Annotated in this window: 17 protein-coding genes; 10 read left to right on the forward strand and 7 right to left on the reverse strand. The window is 68.1% G+C overall.

The window, feature by feature from the left end:
- The first annotated feature begins 139 nt into the window (after window positions 1-139).
- The 3 genes from ABD154_RS08960 to ABD154_RS08970 all read left to right on the forward strand — a co-directional run bounded on the left by ABD154_RS08960 (window position 140) and on the right by ABD154_RS08970 (window position 4,113).
- The gene (locus ABD154_RS08960; RefSeq protein WP_344251124.1) at window positions 140-712 is read left to right on the forward strand and encodes a DUF805 domain-containing protein; all 573 of its coding nucleotides are present in this window, start codon (window positions 140-142) and stop codon (window positions 710-712) included.
- A 304-nt stretch (window positions 713-1,016) separates the two neighbouring features.
- The gene (locus tag ABD154_RS08965; RefSeq protein ID WP_344251125.1) at window positions 1,017-1,856 is read left to right on the forward strand and encodes an ATP-binding cassette domain-containing protein; all 840 of its coding nucleotides are present in this window, start codon (window positions 1,017-1,019) and stop codon (window positions 1,854-1,856) included.
- A gap of 79 nt (window positions 1,857-1,935) precedes the next feature.
- Window positions 1,936-4,113: a YhgE/Pip family protein gene (locus ABD154_RS08970; RefSeq protein ID WP_344251126.1), complete on the forward strand. Its 2,178-nt coding sequence runs from the start codon at window positions 1,936-1,938 to the stop codon at window positions 4,111-4,113.
- A gap of 173 nt (window positions 4,114-4,286) precedes the next feature.
- On the opposite strand, the gene ABD154_RS08975 is transcribed toward ABD154_RS08970, so the two are convergent.
- Both ABD154_RS08975 and ABD154_RS08980 read right to left on the reverse strand, forming a co-directional pair.
- Entirely contained in the window at window positions 4,287-5,009 is a 723-nt protein-coding gene (locus ABD154_RS08975) for an AAA family ATPase (RefSeq protein ID WP_344251127.1), read from the reverse strand.
- Between the two features lie 47 nt (window positions 5,010-5,056).
- On the reverse strand, window positions 5,057-5,656 hold the full coding sequence (locus ABD154_RS08980; RefSeq protein WP_344251128.1) for a LysE/ArgO family amino acid transporter: 600 nt from the start codon (window positions 5,654-5,656) through the stop codon (window positions 5,057-5,059).
- 69 nt (window positions 5,657-5,725) lie between these two features.
- Between ABD154_RS08980 and ABD154_RS08985 the strand changes: the two genes are divergently transcribed.
- Complete coding sequence (locus ABD154_RS08985; RefSeq protein ID WP_344251129.1) at window positions 5,726-6,661, forward strand: ArgP/LysG family DNA-binding transcriptional regulator; 936 nt, start codon at window positions 5,726-5,728, stop codon at window positions 6,659-6,661.
- Window positions 6,662-6,743: 82 nt separating this feature from the next.
- Here the strand turns inward: ABD154_RS08985 and ABD154_RS08990 are convergent, their stop codons facing one another.
- A complete protein-coding gene (locus ABD154_RS08990) occupies window positions 6,744-7,325 on the reverse strand; it encodes a TetR/AcrR family transcriptional regulator (protein ID WP_344251130.1) in 582 nt (193 codons plus the stop codon).
- A gap of 102 nt (window positions 7,326-7,427) precedes the next feature.
- On the opposite strand from ABD154_RS08990, the gene ABD154_RS08995 reads away from it, so the two are divergent.
- From ABD154_RS08995 to ABD154_RS09010, 4 genes are all read left to right on the forward strand, one after another.
- The gene (locus tag ABD154_RS08995; protein ID WP_344251131.1) at window positions 7,428-7,901 is read left to right on the forward strand and encodes a hypothetical protein; all 474 of its coding nucleotides are present in this window, start codon (window positions 7,428-7,430) and stop codon (window positions 7,899-7,901) included.
- 55 nt (window positions 7,902-7,956) lie between these two features.
- Window positions 7,957-8,238, forward strand: coding sequence for a type II toxin-antitoxin system Phd/YefM family antitoxin (locus ABD154_RS09000; protein WP_198499784.1), 282 nt, complete (start codon window positions 7,957-7,959; stop codon window positions 8,236-8,238).
- Window positions 8,235-8,630, forward strand: coding sequence for a type II toxin-antitoxin system VapC family toxin (locus ABD154_RS09005; RefSeq protein ID WP_344251132.1), 396 nt, complete (start codon window positions 8,235-8,237; stop codon window positions 8,628-8,630). The genes ABD154_RS09000 and ABD154_RS09005 overlap by 4 nt, the downstream gene beginning before the upstream one ends.
- 151 nt (window positions 8,631-8,781) lie before the next feature.
- Entirely contained in the window at window positions 8,782-10,887 is a 2,106-nt protein-coding gene (locus ABD154_RS09010) for a RecQ family ATP-dependent DNA helicase (protein WP_344251133.1), read from the forward strand.
- A gap of 15 nt (window positions 10,888-10,902) precedes the next feature.
- Here the strand turns inward: ABD154_RS09010 and ABD154_RS09015 are convergent, their stop codons facing one another.
- The 3 genes from ABD154_RS09015 to ABD154_RS09025 form a co-directional block, all read right to left on the reverse strand.
- Complete coding sequence (locus ABD154_RS09015) at window positions 10,903-11,670, reverse strand: VOC family protein (RefSeq protein WP_344251134.1); 768 nt, start codon at window positions 11,668-11,670, stop codon at window positions 10,903-10,905.
- 140 nt (window positions 11,671-11,810) lie between these two features.
- On the reverse strand, window positions 11,811-12,584 hold the full coding sequence (locus tag ABD154_RS09020) for an isocitrate lyase/PEP mutase family protein (protein ID WP_344251135.1): 774 nt from the start codon (window positions 12,582-12,584) through the stop codon (window positions 11,811-11,813).
- Between the two features lie 131 nt (window positions 12,585-12,715).
- Complete coding sequence (locus ABD154_RS09025) at window positions 12,716-14,440, reverse strand: amidase (RefSeq protein WP_344251136.1); 1,725 nt, start codon at window positions 14,438-14,440, stop codon at window positions 12,716-12,718.
- A gap of 162 nt (window positions 14,441-14,602) precedes the next feature.
- On the opposite strand from ABD154_RS09025, the gene mobA reads away from it, so the two are divergent.
- Both mobA and ABD154_RS09035 read left to right on the forward strand, forming a co-directional pair.
- The gene (mobA, locus tag ABD154_RS09030; RefSeq protein WP_344251137.1) at window positions 14,603-15,199 is read left to right on the forward strand and encodes a molybdenum cofactor guanylyltransferase; all 597 of its coding nucleotides are present in this window, start codon (window positions 14,603-14,605) and stop codon (window positions 15,197-15,199) included.
- 189 nt (window positions 15,200-15,388) lie between these two features.
- On the forward strand, window positions 15,389-16,090 hold the full coding sequence (locus ABD154_RS09035) for a LysE family translocator (protein WP_344251138.1): 702 nt from the start codon (window positions 15,389-15,391) through the stop codon (window positions 16,088-16,090).
- Here ABD154_RS09035 and ABD154_RS09040 read toward each other — a convergent pair.
- On the reverse strand, window positions 16,065-16,765 hold a 701-nt coding region (locus ABD154_RS09040; protein WP_344251139.1), incomplete at its 5' end, for an aminotransferase-like domain-containing protein. The two genes, ABD154_RS09035 and ABD154_RS09040, sit on opposite strands and share 26 nt — an antisense overlap.

The raw sequence follows: 16,765 nt of genomic DNA on the forward strand, positions 1-16,765 counted from the left end.
CTCAGGCGAGGGGCGACGACTTTCTGTGGCAGATCCGAAACACGAGTTCTCCGTCATTCATCGCAGTCGGGTGTAAGAATGGTGAGAACAAGGCGCCCGTCACCGCGGCGGCGCTTCACCCCTCGACCAGGAAGCCATCATGACTGACGACGCGAACAACGCCTACGGGTCCGGTGCGGAGAATGCTCCCGGCGCCGGATACGGACCGGGAGCTGCCTTCGGAGCCGACCTCGATGGCGCCAAGAGCCCCGACGATCTGTCCCGCCCCCTCTACGGAGCGACCTTCGGCCAGGCCGTCCGTCGCTTCTGGAAGAAGTTCTCGGTCTTCTCGGGCCGTGCCTCCCGCAGTGAGTACTGGTTCGCCTACCTGTTCCAGGTGCTCGTTCTCCTCGTGCCCTACATTCTCGTGATCGTCGGAACGGTGATGTCCACGGCGACGACCGCGAGCTCGTCGTACTCTCCGTACAGCACGCCGACCGCTGAACCTTCCGGTCCGGGTGTCGCGATCATGATCATCGGTTGGATCCTTCTGGTGATCCTCGCCCTGGCTATGGTCGTTCCCTACCTCGCGATCAGCTGGCGGCGGCTCCATGACGCCAACCTCGCCGGTCCGTTCTGGTTCCTCACGTTCATTCCCGGAGTCGGTGGACTCATCGTCCTCGTGCTGATGATCCTGCCGTCGAAGCCGGAAGGCCGACGCTTCGACACCTGAGCCGGACCCGGTTCCGCCGAGCGGCCGGTCTGCGCAGGATTCCTCCTGTGCAGACCGGCCGCTTCGCTGTGCGGGTCTCGGCCATAGTGTGTCCTTGGAGACATCTGCCCGCATGATCTGGCCGATTCCCAGTTTCGCGTCGTATAGTTACTTACTGGTAACATTCCGCGGCTGCATCCGCCGCACCATTCGCCACAGAGCCAAGGCCGCATGTTTGCCGTAGTGTGCTGACAAGCAGGCAGCGCGGTCCGCTGGCATCGGCATGATCGAACGACGCTTGCGAGACATGTGAGGGAGCAGGACAATGCAGAGCGATTCACACACGCTCGCGGCCCCGACCGAGGTCGACAGCGCGGCAGTGACCCTGCGCGACTGGGGGATGTCGGGCAAGCAGGGCCCGGTGTTCTCCGACATCGATCTCACCGTCGCCAGTGGGTCGCTGGCGATCATCCGCGGAGCGGCCGGCTCCGGCAAGACCTCGCTGCTGCTGTCGATCGCGGGACGGATGCGCGTCGACACGGGCGAGGGCCACGTCTTCGACCTCAACATCCGCAGACAGGCCCGCGCGGTCCGCGAAACCGTGTCGATCGGGCATGTCGCCGGACTGACGGACCTCGAGAACGACTTCACGGTCGCCCAGCACATCGCCGAACGCCTCATCATGCTCCAGCCCTGGTACAAGCCGTGGGTGTCGAAGAAGTCCCTGCGTGAGGTCATCGACGGCATCAAGGAGACCTTCGACTCCGCCACCGAGGTGATCGGCCGCCTCCCGAAGGACACCTTCACCTCGAGCGACGCCAAGAGCGCTGACTTCCTCGTCGACGCCGACGGCGACACCTTCGTCTCCGAACTCAGCGAGCTGCAGAAGTTCCTCCTCGAGTTCGGTCTCGCCTCCCTGGCGCAGAAGCCCGTCATCGTCATCGACAACATCGACTTCCTCCGGGAGCGCGAGGACCGCGCCCGCGCGTGGGCCGCTCTGCTCATCTACCAGGAGCTGCGTCGGGAGCGGGATCCCGAGAAGCCGCTGACGCTCATCGTCACGTGCGAGGACTCCTCGGACATCGATCTCGCCTTCGACCAGCTCTCCACCCAGGTGCATCCCGCCTCGGTGACCGAACTCAATCTGACCCCGCAATCCTCCTGACCTCAGCTCCATAGACCTGGCAGACCCCTGTCTGCGCTCGACCTTCGGCACCACAGATTCTTGTGAAGGTGATTCTTCGATGTTCTCCCTCCCCTGGCTCGAACTCACTCGGTTCAAACGACACACGATCACGCGTCTGGCGATGATCGTCGTCGCCGTCATTCCCGCGATCTACGGCGGGCTCTACCTGGCGTCGAACTGGTCGCCGACGGACAACATCGACCGACTCCAGGCCGCTGTCGTCAACGAGGACACCGGTGCGGAGAAGCCGGACTCCGACGGCGAGAGGCTCAACGCCGGCGATGAACTCGTCGACAAGATCACCCCGAAGGGCGAAGGCGGCTTCGACTGGCAGGAGACCTCGCTCCAAGAGGCCAACGAGGGCCTCGCCGACGGCACGTACTTCGCGATCCTCGAGATCCCCTCGAACTTCTCGCAGCGCCTCGTCTCCACCGGCGGTGACGACCCCGAGCAGGCAGGACTCGAGCTGCGCACCGATGATGCGCACAACTTCATCGTCGGGCAGCTCGCGGGCACGGTGCTCTCCCAGATCAAGGCGGGACTCAACGAGACGACGACGGCCGAGTACGTCTCCCAGGTCTACGTCGGCTTCAACGACATCCAGTCCTCCATGGTCAAGGCCGCCGACGGCGCCTCCGACCTCCATGACGGCGCCGTCGAACTCCATGACGGGTCGGGAAAGCTCGCGAAGGGCGCGCACGATCTCGACAAGGGAGTCGGCGATCTCCAGAAGGGGATCGGGGACCTCGACGACGGCGCGGGCAAGCTCGCGAAGGGAGCCGGGGACCTCGAGAACGGTGCCGACACTCTCGCCACGGGCACGGGAGATGCCGAGACCGGGGCGAAGAAGCTCGCCAAGGGCGCCGGACAGGTCGCCGACGGCACGAGTCAGCTGCGCGGCGTCGCCGACGATGCGACCGACAAGGCGGAGGATCTCAAGGGCAAGGCCGACGACCTCGTCGAGAGCGCTCGACCGAAGCTCGACGATGCGGAGAAGGACTTCGAAACCGCGCGAACCTCGGTCCGCGGTGACGTCGCCGATCGCATCGATCAGCTGGAGAAGGACTACCCGGACGATCCGAACGTCCAGAAGCTCGCCGAGGAGGTCGGCACCTTGGGTGACGACCTCGACTCCGCACATGAGCGGGCCACGAAGGCAGCCGACGACGCACGTGGGCTGGAGAAGCCGGTCAAGGATGCCGTCGACGGGGTGATGCAGAAGATCCGGGACGCTGACAAGAAGATCGGCGAACTCGACGACGGTGCGCAGCAGGTCTCCGACGGTGCCGACGATCTCCATTCCGGTCTCGTCAAGCTCGACAAGGGCGCCAATGACCTCGCCAAGGGCGCCGGTGACCTCCATGACGGCGCCGTCGCACTCAAGGACGGGACGGCGCAGGCGAAGGACGGCGTCGGCCAGCTCAAGGACGGGTCGTCCCAGCTCGCGCAGGGCGCGACCGATCTCGATGAGGGCGCGGGCAAGCTCGACGACGGTTCGGGTGAGCTTGCCGACCAGCTGACGAAGGGCGCCGAGCAGATCCCGACGTATGACAAGCAGGATCGCGAGAAGCGCTCCGATGTCGTCGCTGTGCCCGTCGACGCCGAGAAGGTGAAGAACAATGCCGTGGGCACGTACGGTGAGGGACTGGCCGCGTTCTTCATCTCCCTGGCCCTGTGGATCGGCGGCATGATCACCTACATGGTGCTCAACGCGATTCCGTACCGCGCGCTCGCCTCGACGGCGAAGTCGAACCGCATCGCCTGGGCCGGCTACGTCCCGGGCCTCCTCTTCGGCATCGCGCAGGTCGCGGTGCTCTACGGCGTGCTGTGGTTCGCCCTCGACTTCTCGGCCGGCGCGTGGCTGGGCACCCTGGTGTTCTCGATCCTCATCGCGGCGAGCTTCCACGCTGTCCACCAGCTCTGCGTGGCGGCGCTCGGCGGTGTCGGCAGGCTCATCGCGCTCGTCCTGCTGATGATCCAGATCGCCTCGGCGGGAGGCACCTACCCGGTGCAGACGGCGCCGGAGATCTTCCAGATCATCTCGCCGTTCCTGCCGATGACCTACGCCGTGACGGGCCTGCGCACCCTCATCGCCGGCGGAGACATGATCATCGCCGTGCAGTCAGCCGTCGTGCTCCTGCTCATGACGGGCATCTGCCTGCTCGCGACCGTGCTCGTGTGCAGTCGGAAGCGGATGGTCACCCTCACACAGCTCCACCCGAGCCTATCGCTCTGAGGCGGCAGTCCGCGGCGAGGCAGGCAACACTGTGCCGGACCGCGGTGCGCCAGACCGGGCTGCGCTAGACGGCTTTGCGCCAGGCAGCGGTGTGCCGGACTGCGGCCTACGGCGACCAGCGCGTCGAGCGGCATCCGTCAGCTCAAGCCGTGCCTGCCTCCCCGCGGGGCGTCTCACTCCTCGTCGAAGTAGCGGGTGTACCTCCGCGGGTCATCCAGGAACCGCCGCCAGTGCGCGACCATGTCGAGGCCGTCCCAGGTCGAGTCTCGTATGCCCCACTCGCCGAGTTCGACGAGTCGGGCGCCCTCGGCGCTCGCGAGGATGGGGGAGTGGGTGGCCATGACCGTCTGCAGTCCGGCCCATTCACGCTGCCGGATGAGCTGGAGCAGCGTGAGCGAGGACGTGAATGACAACGCGCTCTCGGGCTCATCGAGGATCCACAGACCGAAGTCGAGGAATCTGCTCGTGAGCGTGTCGACGAACGTCTCGCCGTGCGACCGCTCGGAGAGCTCGAAGCCGCGCAGCGCGCCGATCTCCATGAGGTGCGCCATGCTCTCGTGCATCGTCTCGGCACGGAGGAAGAAGCCCTGCCGATTCGTCGTTGCACCCTTGATGATCTGCAGGTGCTCCGTGAGCACAGGTGTGTCCTCGGCGTGCTCGCGCACCTCCCACGCCGAGCCGCCGCCGTGGGGGAGATCGAGCGCAGTGGCGATCGCCTCGATGATCGTCGACTTCCCCGCACCGTTCTCGCCGACGAAGATCGTCGTCGCCTCGAACTCGAACCCCGCGAGGAGATCACCGACCGCCGGGATGTCGGCCAGCCAGTCGGGCAGCTGCGGTGGGGAGTGCGCGTGCGCGGCGACCGACCGCAGCGGAAGGGAGACTCGGGGATCCATGGCACCGAGGGTAGCGCGGACATCTGACACGACCGCCTCGGCGAGGATCAGCCGAGCGCGATCCGCACGGCGAGGATGACGAGGACGACGGCGATGATGACGTCGAGGACCTGCCACACCCGCGGGCGCGCAAGCCAGCCCGACAGCGCCCGGGCGCCGAGGCCGATGCCGAGGAACCACGTGATCGACCCGACCATCGCCCCGAGCGTGAACGGCAGCACGCCGCCGGGGCCCTGCTGGTTGGCGAGGTTGCCGAGCATGACGACGGTGTCGAGATAGACGCCGGGATTGAGGAACGTCAGGGCGAGCGTCGTCGCGATGATCGAGCGCAGGCCGCGCTGCTCGGTGTCGGCCCGCAGCCCTGTCGCCTCGCAGGCCGATCGCAGGCTCGTCCACGCGAACCACAGGAGGTAGGCCACCCCGAGCCAGCGGAGGATCTCGAGCGCCCACGGTGCCAGGAGGACGATCGCGCCGATCCCCACCGACCCTGCCCCGATGAGGAGGATGTCGGCGAGGATGCAGATCGTCAGGACGACGCCGAGGTGCTCGCGGCGGATCCCCTGCCGCAGCACGAGCGCGTTCTGCGGCCCGACGGCGATGATGAGCGACCAGCCTGCGAGGAGACCGCTGAGTGCGTGAGTGACCATATCGCCAGAGTAGGATGATCGGCGAGTGAAGAAAAACAAAAGAATCTACATCTGATGCAGAATAGCTTCATGAACCTCGAGCACGTCAGAGCCCTCGCCGCCGCCGTCGACGAAGGCACCGTCGAAGGCGGCGCGTATGTCCTCGGCATCACCGCCTCGGCGGCGAGTCAGCGCATCCGCGCCCTCGAATCCCGGCTCGGCCAGGTCCTCCTCCGACGGTCCAATCCCGTCACCGTCACCGAGGCGGGCGCTGCGGTCCTCCGCTATGCCCGGCAGGTCGAGCTCCTCGAATCCGAGGCGATGGACCGCCTCCACGGCATCGCCGTCGACGCTCCTGACGGCATCGGCACCGGTGAGGCGGGGGCGCGGCGGGAACCGACCGTGCTGCGCATCGGGGTCAACGCCGACTCGCTCGCCACGTGGTTCCGTCCGATCTTCGCCGAGGCGGCCACCTGGGACTATGCCGTCCTTCGACTCGTCGTCGCCGACCAGGACAAACTCCTTCCGCTGCTGACGTCGGGGGAGGTGCTCGGGACGATCACCTCGGCGGCGTCGAGTCCCTACGGCACCCGCGTCGAACGGCTCGGCAGCATGCGCTACCTCGCCGTCGCGGCGCCCGGTCTGCTCGCCCGGCACGGATGGACTCGACCTGACGGGGGTGCGGCGTCATCGTTCGCCGAAGTGGACCTCGCGACCCTGCCGATGGTCAACTTCGGCAAGGACGACGACCTTCAGCTCGACTTCCTCCGCCGGCACGGGGTGACGACGATGCCGCCGATGTCGGTGGTGCCGAGCTCGGCGGAGTTCGCCGTCGCCGTGGCCGCCGGCGTGGGCTGGGGGATGATCCCAGTCATGCAGCTGAGCGAGATCGACGCCGAACTCGTGCCGATCACTGCCGCCCCGGAGGTCGACGTTCCGCTCTACTGGCAGCACTGGAAGCTCGCGTCGGATCGGCTCTCCCGCCTCACCTCGGCGCTCACCCGCGCCGCCGAACAGATGCGCTGACGCCGGCGTTTCGGGCGGGGCCAGTGCGTCGGGGGAGGTCAGTCCCTCGGGCGAAGCCGATGCCTCAGGCGAGGCCAGCGCTTCAGGCGAGGATCCGGTCGATGAGCCACTTGATGTTCGCGTGCATCTCGTCGACGGTCATCCGGTCCGGGGAGATGATCGAGTGGAGGCCCATGCCGTCGATCGCGGTGAAGAGGATCGTCGCAGCGCGTGCCACCTCGGCGGGATCGAGGTGTCCTTCGTCGGCGAGGACTCCGAGCCAGCGGTGGAGGCAGTCGTACGTGATCTCGTGGGCGTACTCGAGCAGCGCCTGCGAGCCTTCGCGCGGATTCGGTCCGAGTGCGTTGAAGTGCATCGCCAGCCACAGGTCGAGCTGGGCATCGCGGTGCTCGTGGGTCGTGAGGAACTGCGAGAGCACCTCATAGAGGCGCTCGCGGGGCGGGATGCTCGCGTCCTCGATCCGGAAATCGCTGATCTGCATCTGCATCGACCGGCGGGCGACTTCGAGGTAGAGATCGGCCTGGGTCGGGAAGTAGTGGCGCAGCGTCGACGCGCCGATCCCCGCCTCCTTCGCGACGGCGCGCACACTCAGTGATGTCCTGCGCTGTTCGCCGGACTCCGCGAGGCGGATCGCGGCCTCGATGATCTCATCGCGTCGGGACATCACCCCTCCTCTCTTCTCGCATCACTCTACTCAGCGGGTATAGTACAGTGTACTAGTACGCTGTACTAGAAACGTTGGCAACCCTCGAGATCGGAGCACACCATGATCGAGAACCTGCAGAACTTCGCCGATTCGTTCCCCGACTGGCTGCAATGGCTGGGCGTCATGCTCGTCTCCGCGATCCCGTTCGTCGAGTCGTACTTCGGTTCGGTCATCGGCGTCGCCATCGGCCTGGGCCCGGTCGTCGCGATCCTCGTCGCCGTCATCGGCAACGTCATCTCGATGCTCGCGTTCGTCTACGGCGCGGGCGCGATCCGCGACAGGGCGACGAAGAACAGGGAGAAGGCCACCTCGCCGAGGCGGCAGCGGCTCAAGCGCATGTTCGACAAGTTCGGCGTCCCCGGCGTCTCCCTGCTCGGCCAGACCGTCCTGCCCTCGCAGATCACGTCGATGGCGATGGTGAGCTTCGGCGCCAACCGCAACGTCGTCGCGTTCTGGCAGATCATCTCGATCATCCTCTGGGGCGTCCTCTTCGGCGTGCTCGCGACCCTCGGCGTCAACGCCGCACTGCGGTGATGCCCGCCGAGGCGGACCTTCACTGAGCTTGTAGCATCGGTGCTACAATTTGCTGATGAATGCAGAGGGAGTGCAGGCTGAAAGCCTTTCGCAGCGTGAGCTGCGCAATGAGTCCGGGAGGGTCCTTCGCGCGGTCAGTGAAGGGCATTCGTTCGTGCTGACCAATCGGGGTGTGCCGGTTGGGCGCATCGTTCCGTTGGACGCTCCTGCTCCTCGGCTGACGATCGCTCGACCGGCTAAAAGAGTGGGTGGCTGGACTGCGCGTGATCGCCGGCCGTCGAGCGACAACCGCGTCATGACGGAGATCATTGACGAGCTCCGTGAGGAGCGCCTGTGAGCGACCCGTCGATCGTTTACGTTGACACCTCTGCACTCGGGGCTCTTCTTGTGGCTCAGCCGGAGTCGGACGCTCTGGTCGGCTGGCTGAATGGAACCTCAGCAGAACTCGTGTCGAGCGACCTGCTCGAAACCGAACTGCGTCGAATGGCCGTGCGAGAGGAGCGCGAGCAGGCAGAAGTCTCTGTGCTCCTCGATGGAGTCTCCATCGCCGCTCTCGATCGGGCGGTGTTTCGCTCGGCCGGACTTCTGCCCATGCCGTATCTGCGGACCCTCGATGCGCTGCACCTGGAGGCCGCGCTCCGATTGGATGTCGATGCCCTTCTGACCTATGACAAGCGCCTTGAGGAGGCGGCACGGTCGGTGGGCCTCGAGGTCATTTCGCCCCGCTGACGGGATGATTCCGCGACGCCCTCAGGTCGGCAGAACGGTCATACCCACCTGACCATTTCGCCGACCCAGTGCGGAAGGACGAGCGGTGTCTGCTGAGTTCTGGATTCCGCTCCGGGCGGGCCGTGTCAGTGCCGGCACCTAGACTGACCCCATGACGGAAACCACGCAGCTCACCGACTTCGACGCCCGCGCGCAGTCCGTCCTCGCGGAGCTGACGAACAACCCCGACGCCCAGTTCCGCGACGGTCAGCTCGAAGCGATCAGCGACCTCGTCGAGGGTCGCAAACGCGTCCTCGTCGTCCAGCGCACCGGGTGGGGCAAGTCCGCGGTCTACTTCGTCGCCACCCGGCTGCTGCGCGCCCAGGGCAATGGGCCGAGCCTCATCATCTCCCCGCTGCTCGCCCTCATGCGCGACCAGATCGCCGCGGCCGGACGAGCCGGGGTCCGGGCGGCGACCCTCAACTCCTCGAACGTCACCGAATGGGACGGCGTCCTCGCCGATCTGCGCGCCGGGAGCGTCGACGTCCTCCTCGTCTCCCCGGAGCGGCTGAACAACCCGCAGTTCCGCGACGAGGTGCTCCCTCAGCTCCTCCAGATCCTCGGGCTCATCGTCGTCGACGAGGCCCACTGCATCTCCGACTGGGGGCATGACTTCCGCCCCGACTACCGCCGGATCGGCCACATCCTCTCCGACCTCACGACCGACACCCCGGTGCTCGCGACGACGGCGACGGCGAACTCGCGCGTCGTCACCGACGTCGCCGAACAGCTCGGTGACGACACCACCGTCGTGCGCGGCGAACTCGCCCGCGATTCGCTGCGCCTCGGCGTCCAACCCGGCCTCGACCCCAGTGCGCGGATCGCGTGGCTGAGCTCCCACCTCGGCGACTTCACGCGATCGGGCATCATCTACACGCTCACGGTCAGCGCCGCCGAGGACATCACCCGTATCCTCCGCGACCAGGGGCATGAGGTGCGCGCGTACACCGGCCGCACCGACGCCGAGGAGCGCGCCGACCTCGAGCAGCAGCTCAAGGACAACAGGCTCAAGGCGCTGGTGGCGACCTCGGCGCTGGGGATGGGATTCGACAAGCCGGACCTCGGCTTCGTCGTCCACGTCGGGGCGCCGTCCTCGGCCGTCGCCTACTACCAGCAGGTCGGTCGCGCCGGTCGTGCGACGGACTCCGCCGACGTCCTCCTCCTTCCGGGGTCCGAGGACGCCGAGATCTGGGAGTACTTCGCGACCGCGTCGATGCCGAGTCACGCCGATGCCGATGCCGTCCTCACCGCGCTCGCCGAGGCGGACGGCCCCCTGTCCGTGGCCCGCTTGGAGACGCTCGTCGGGACGAAGCGCACCCGCCTGCAGCTGCTGCTCAAGACCCTCGAAGTCGAGGAGGCCGTGGAGAAGGTCCGGGGCGGGTACGTCTCGACCGGTCGCGGGTGGACGTATGACCGGGAGCGCTACGAGAAGGTCGCCGAGGTGCGCGCCGCCGAAGCCCAGGCGATGCTCGACTACGAGGCGACGGGGGAGTGCCGGATGGAATTCCTCATCCGGCAGCTCGACGATCCCGACCCGCAGCGCTGCGGACGCTGCGACAACTGCGCGGGTGTGTGGTGGTCGACGGAGATCTCCGCGGAGACGCAGCGCGAGACCGCGGGAACCCTCCACCGGATCGGCCTGCCGATCGAACCGCGCAGCACGTGGCCCTCGGGGATGGCGAACATCGGCGTCTCCCTCAAGGGCAGGATCCCCGCCGAGGAGCTCGCCGCCGAAGGACGTGTCATCGCCCGACTCTCCGACCTCGGTCAGGGGCAGGTCCTGCGGGAGTTCCTCGCCCCCGATGCGCCCGACGCCGAGGTCCCCGCGCAGATCGGCAGATGGTGCCTCGACGTGCTCGGGCAGTGGGATTGGGAGGACCGGCCCGAGGTCGTCGTGTCGCTGCCGAGCGCCCGCCGGCCCAAGACGATCCGCTCGCTTGCGGCGAACCTCGCCTCAGCAGGACGCCTCATCGACGGCGGTGAGCTGCTCCAAGTCCACGAGCACGGGACGCCCGACGTCAACAGCGCCTTCCGCGTCAAGGGCCTCCACGATGCGTTCGTCGTTCCTCCGGAGGTCGCCGAGGCGGTTGCCGGAAAGTCCGTCCTCCTCGTCGACGATGAGATCGTCTCCCGGTGGACGATGGCGATCGCCGCCCGCGCGCTGCGGCAGGCCGGAGCGACGGCGGTGCTCCCGTTCGCGCTCGCGCTGCGGGCGTGAACGGGAGCAGCCGACTCAGAGTTCCTGGTGCAGCTGGAACGTCGCTCCCTCGGGGTCGGCGACCGTGGCAACGCGGCCGAACTCCGAATCCATGGGACCGTCGAGCACGGAGCCGCCGAGTTCGACGACCTTCGCCGCGGCGGCGTCGGCATCGGCGACGTTGAAATAGGTGCGCCAGTACGAGTTCGGGGTCCACTGGCTCGCATCGCAGATGCCGGCGACCGCCGTCTCGTTGGCCCCGTAGGTCGCGTACTTGATCTCCTGGCCCTCGACCTCGACGAGTTGGAAGTCGAAGGCGTCGACGTAGAACTCGCACGCAGTGTCGTAGTTCGTCGTCATCAGCTCGAACCACACCGGAGTGCCCGGGACGAGCGGCAGCTCGAACCCGGTGAACTCGTCGGACTGCCACATGCCGATCGGGGCGCCGGTGGGATCGACGACGACGGCCATCGAGCCCAGCGGGCCGACCGCCATCGGACCGACGACGGGAGCGGCGCCGTCTTTGGTGGCTTTCGCAAACGTGCCGTCGATGTCGCTGGTGTAGAGGTACGTCGACCAGGCGGTCGGCATCGTCGGATCCGGGTTCCCGTCCATCGTCATCGCCCGCATGAACCCGCCGACGGGCGCACCGTCCTTGTACGCCTGGTGGTAGTGACCGAAATCGGGTCCCTGATCGACGATCTCCCACCCGAAGACCTCGGAGTAGAAGTTCTTCATGGCATCGAAGTCCTGGCAGACGTAGTCGATCCAAACCGGCTGTCCTTGACGGGGATTATCAGGCATGGCAACTCCTCTTCGTGATGCTTCCTGGTGGCTGTGCAGACGGGGGTCGTCTGTTGGAATGATCGTAGCTGGTGGGAGAGGTCTGCGGGCACGATCCGGCGAAGCGGTCGCGCGGCCGACAGGGTCGCGACCCGGTGTCGTCAGCGCCAGGCGCGGGTCACCTCGGCGAACTGCGGACGCAGGGTCGCCTGGAGGAGAGGACCGAAGGACACGCGCTTGACGCCGATCTCGGTGAGCTGCACGAGGCCGAGCCCATCGGGGATCGCGCCCTCGAGGGGACGCGCGGTGACGTTGAGCGGCAGCGGCACCGCGGACACGACCCGCTTGAGAGTCTCCGTGTCGGGCATGGCCACGGGGTAGACGGAGTCGGCGCCCGCCTCGGCGCAGAGATTGAGACGACGGATCACCTCGGCGGTCGGGTCGGGGAAGCCCTCGGGCGATTTGAAGACGTCGGTGCGGGCGTTGATGACGACGTGGACGCGCTGGGCGTCGGCGGCGCGGCGCAGGTCGCCGATGTACTCGGCATGCTCCTCGGCAGTGCGCAGCCGGCCGGCGCTGTGGACGGTGTCCTCGATGTTGAGGCCCACGGCACCGGCTTCGAGGAGACCGGCGATGAGGTCGGGGGCATCGGTGTCGTAGCCGGATTCGAGGTCGGCGCTGACGGGCACGTCGACCGACGAGGTGATCCGCGCGATGCCGTCGAGAGCCTCCTCGAGGGGCATGTTCTCCCCATCGGCGTAGCCGAGGGAGTCGGCGAGCGGGTGCGACCCGATCGTCAGGGCGGTGAACCCGGCCTCGACCATCGCACCCGCGGACCAGGCATCCCAGACGGTCGGCAGGACGACGGGTTTGGCCTGGTGATGGGCATCGAGGAGGGCGGAAGCGCGTTCGGCGAGCACAGTGAAGTCAGTCATGGTGCCCACTGTTCCATCACATCGGCCTGCCGCGCCAGTGTTCACCCGAAGGTCTCAGAAACCGCCGCGGCGGCGCTCCCGCGCACGAGCACGGACTCGGGCGGGCGCGGGAGAGACTGCAGCGCGCGACCTCAGAGGCGCGGGGTCCGCGGGGGCGCGTCGCGGCGGTCGCCGGTGGCCTCGAAGGCGGCGGCGAGCTCGATGAGCGCCGAGTCGTCCCAGCCGCGTCCGGCGATCGTCAGGCCCACGGGGATCCCGGTGTCGGCCATCGTGCCCATCGGCACCGTCACCGAGGGAATCCCGAGGTGGCGGGGCACGAGGTTGCCGTTGGCGACCCACGTGCCGTTGCGCCAGCCGAGATCGGCCGAGGCCTCGTTGACGTCCATGTCGGCGGGGCCGACGTCGGCCATCGCCGGGAAGATCACGGCGTCGAGGTCGTTCTCGTCCATCCACGCCTCGAGATCGATGCGGCGGGTGAGCTCGAGGCCGTGCACACCCTCTTCGAGCAGCGGGATGTCGGTCATCGAGGCATACGGGTGCGTGCGCACGTGCTCCGGGTATTCGGCGATGTCGTCGTCGAAGCCCGTGTAGCGGTCGGGCAGGGCACCGGCCGGGTGCGGGAAGATGTCGGCACCGTCGACCTCGGGCAGGGTGCCGAGGTGCGGATCGCCGTTGCCGCGGAGGAAGTCGTCCCACGCCCACGCGGAGAGGTCGACGATCTCCCGATCGAGGTACTCCGGTGAGACGAAGCCGCGGGTCCGGATCGTCGGCGCACCGGGACGGTCGCCTTCGTAGTTGCTCACGACGGGGAAGTCGGTCTCGACGACCTCGGCCCCGGCGGCCTCGAGGTCGCGGCGAGCGGCCTCCCACAGGTCGATGACCGAGGCCCGGGTCTCGACGCGCTGACCGGTGGGGCCGCCGATCCCGCCGTCGGGGTTGGTGCCGGCATCCTCATCGGCGTTGATGTACATCCGCGGCACGCCGAGGCGCTTGCCCGCGAGCACGTCCTGCGCGGCGGCGCGGTCGGCCGGCAGCAGGGCGGCGTACGAGTCGGGCCTGACCTCGGAGGCGGCGGGGATCTCGACCCACGGCTGCACGCGCCAGAAGTCGCCGCGGGTCTCGGCGTCGTCGGCGACGATGACATCGAGGACCTCGGCGAGGTCGGCCATCGACCGGGTGTGAGGGACGACGACGTCCATCGTCGGCACGAGCGGCCAGTTCCCGCGCACGGAGATGACACCGCGCGAGGGGGTGTAGGCGACGAGCGCGTTGTGCGAGGCGGGGGCGCGACCCGATGACCAGGTCTCCTCGCCGAGGCCGAACGCCGCGAAGCTCGCCGTCGTCGCCGTTCCCGAGCCGTTCGACGACCCCGAGGCGAACGCGCTGGTCAGCCACTCCTCGTTGTAGGGGCTCTCGGCGCGGCCGTAGAGCCCGCGCTGCATGCCGCCGTTGGCCATCGGCGGCATGTTCGTCAGGCCCAGGCAGATCGCCCCGCCCGCCCGCAGGCGTTCGATCGTGAACGCGTCCTTCTGGGCGATGAGATCGGCGAAGGCCGGCGACCCGGAGGCGACGGTGAGCCCGGCGACCATGTAGCTGTCCTTCGCCGTGTAGGGAATCCCGTCGAGCGGACCGAGCGTCTCACCCCGGGCGCGGCGCTCGTCGGCGGCGACCGCCTCGGCGCGGGCCTCGGGGTTGGCGACGATGACGGAGTTGAGCTTGGTCTCGGTGTCCGGTCCGTCGAACGCGGCGATGCGCTCGAGGTAGGCATCGACCAGGTCCGCCGAGGTGGTCTCCCCGGACTCGAGCGCCGCGCGCAGAGTCGCAATGGAGGCCTCGACCACGTCGAACTTCGTCATTCTCGCTGCTCCTTCGGTGGGTCAGTGCTGGGGGTGCCCCACCAGTATCGCCCAGACTCGCCGAGGCGGGGCTTCGATTTCCGTCGGAGGCGGCGCTGCGAGGACAAGCCCGATTGCCGGCTGACGGGGTCGCCGGGTGGTCGCGCACCGTAGGATCGGGACATGGCAGTGAGCGCGATCATCCTCAGCGGCGGCCGGTCGAGTCGGTTCGGCGGCGTCCACAAACCGGGCGTCGACCTCGGCGGACGAACAGTGATCTCCCGCATCCTCGCAGCGGTGCGCGCGCTCGATACCGACGCCCAGGTGTGGGTGGCCGGTCCGACCGCGGGGCTGAGCGATGCCGAGGCGGAGTCGGTGAACGCCGTGCGCGAGGATCCGGAATTCGCAGGGCCGCTCGCCGGAATCGCCGCAGCCGCGCGGCAGATGGGTGCGGCCGAGGGCACGACCCTCATCATCGCGGGAGACATGCCGCTGGTCACGGCGGCCCACCTCGGCGAGATCGTCTCCCTCAGTGAGGCCTCGGGCGGACCGGTGACCGGCACCGACGATCGCGGGAAGGCGCAGTTCCTCTGCGCGGCGTGGCCGCACTCCCTGCTGCGGCAGCGGCTCGCGCGGATCGGCGACCCCGAGAACAAGGCCGTCCGGCTGCTCTTCGACGACGGCGAACCGCGGGTCATCGACGTCGACCCCGAGGTCGTCGTCGACTTCGACACGGCAGACGAACTCGCTCGGATACGCAGTCAGATCGACCGCGGCTGAGTTGGGGACGGCTGAACGGCCGACGGTGCGCATTCGGTGCAGCGGCCAGAGCGTCGCCTGGGGTTCATGCCGTCGGCCTCCCGGCGACCCGGACGCCGCCGACCGGATCCGGAGTCACGATACTTGGTCCACGTATTCGCACCCGACTTGGCTCTTATGCCGAGTCCAAGAGGCATCCACGCTGGGCATATGAGCATGGAATTCTGGGTGACGTCAGTGATCGTCACCGCAACACCGGGAACCGGAGCCCTCTTCACCATCGCCGCAGCGCTCTCCCGTGGATCGCGCGCAGGAGTCATCGCCGCCTTCGGATGCGCGCTCGGCATCGTGCCGCACCTCGTGCTCGCGCTCACCGGTGCCGCGGCCGTGCTCGCGGCGAGCCCGGTGGCCTTTCAGGTCCTCAAATGGCTCGGCGTCGCCTACCTCGTCTACATCGCAGTGGGGATGTGGCGCGGCTCCGGGGTGCTCGCTTCTCCATCCGACAGCGACACGGCCGCGCCCGACAGCGACACAGCCGCACCCGGCAGCGGCGCAACCGCACTAGGCACCGGCCCCGCGGGACCGGTCCGCGCCCCGGCCTCACCGTCGCCGGGGCGGGTGATCCGCAGCGCCATCCTCGTCAATCTTCTCAACCCGAAGCTCACGCTCTTCTTCTTCGTATTCCTGCCCATCTTCGTCGACCCCACGCCCCCTGATGCACTGGGAGCCATGGCGGGTCTCGGGCTCATCTTCATGGCGCTGACGTTCGGGATCTTCGCCTTCTACGGCTTCGTCGCGGCATGGCTGCGTCGCTTCGTCATCGGGCGTCCCGCCGTGATGCGGGCCCTTGACATCGGATTCGCCCTGACCTTCGTCGGGCTCGCCGTCATGCTCGCGCTCGCTCAGCGATGAGACGACCCAGGGTTCTGAGCGACTCGCCGAGGCCGGCAGGCGAATGCGGACCGTAGCCGATGATCAGGCCGGGTGGTCCCGCGGCGACGCGCAGGCCCGACATCGCCTGGACCGCGATCCCCTCCTGCCGAGCGTGAGCGGCCACCGCCGCATCGTCGATGCCCTCGGGCAGGGTGACGACGAGGTGCAGTCCCGCGGCGATGCCCTCGATCGGACATCCGGGCAAGTGCTCCTCGATCGCAGCGACTGCGGCGTCCCGGCGCTCCCGGTGCCGGCGGCGCAGGCTGCGGAGCTGACGCTCGAGGGCACCGGAGGAGATGAGGTTGGCGAGGACGAGCTGGGGGAGCACCGGCGAGCCGAGGTCGGTCGCCCAGCGCCGGCGGACGAGGTCCTCGTGCAGGTGGGTCGGCGCGACCATCCAGCCGAGCCGGAGAGCGGGAGCGATGACCTTGGACAGACTGGAGACGTGGACGATGCGCTCGGCCGCTGCAGGGTGCAGCGCGCGCACCGGCGACCGGTCGTACCGATACTCGGAGTCGTAGTCGTCTTCGACGATCAGCCCGTCCGACTCCTCCGCCCAGGCGATGAGTTCCCGCCGCCGCCTCGGCGACAGGACGACCCCGGTGGGGAACTGGTGGGCGGGGGTGACGAGCACCGCCCGCGCACCGGTCCGGG

Origin of the sequence: Brevibacterium sanguinis, assembly GCF_039528855.1 — a bacterium.
GTDB lineage: Bacteria > Actinomycetota > Actinomycetes > Actinomycetales > Brevibacteriaceae > Brevibacterium > Brevibacterium sanguinis.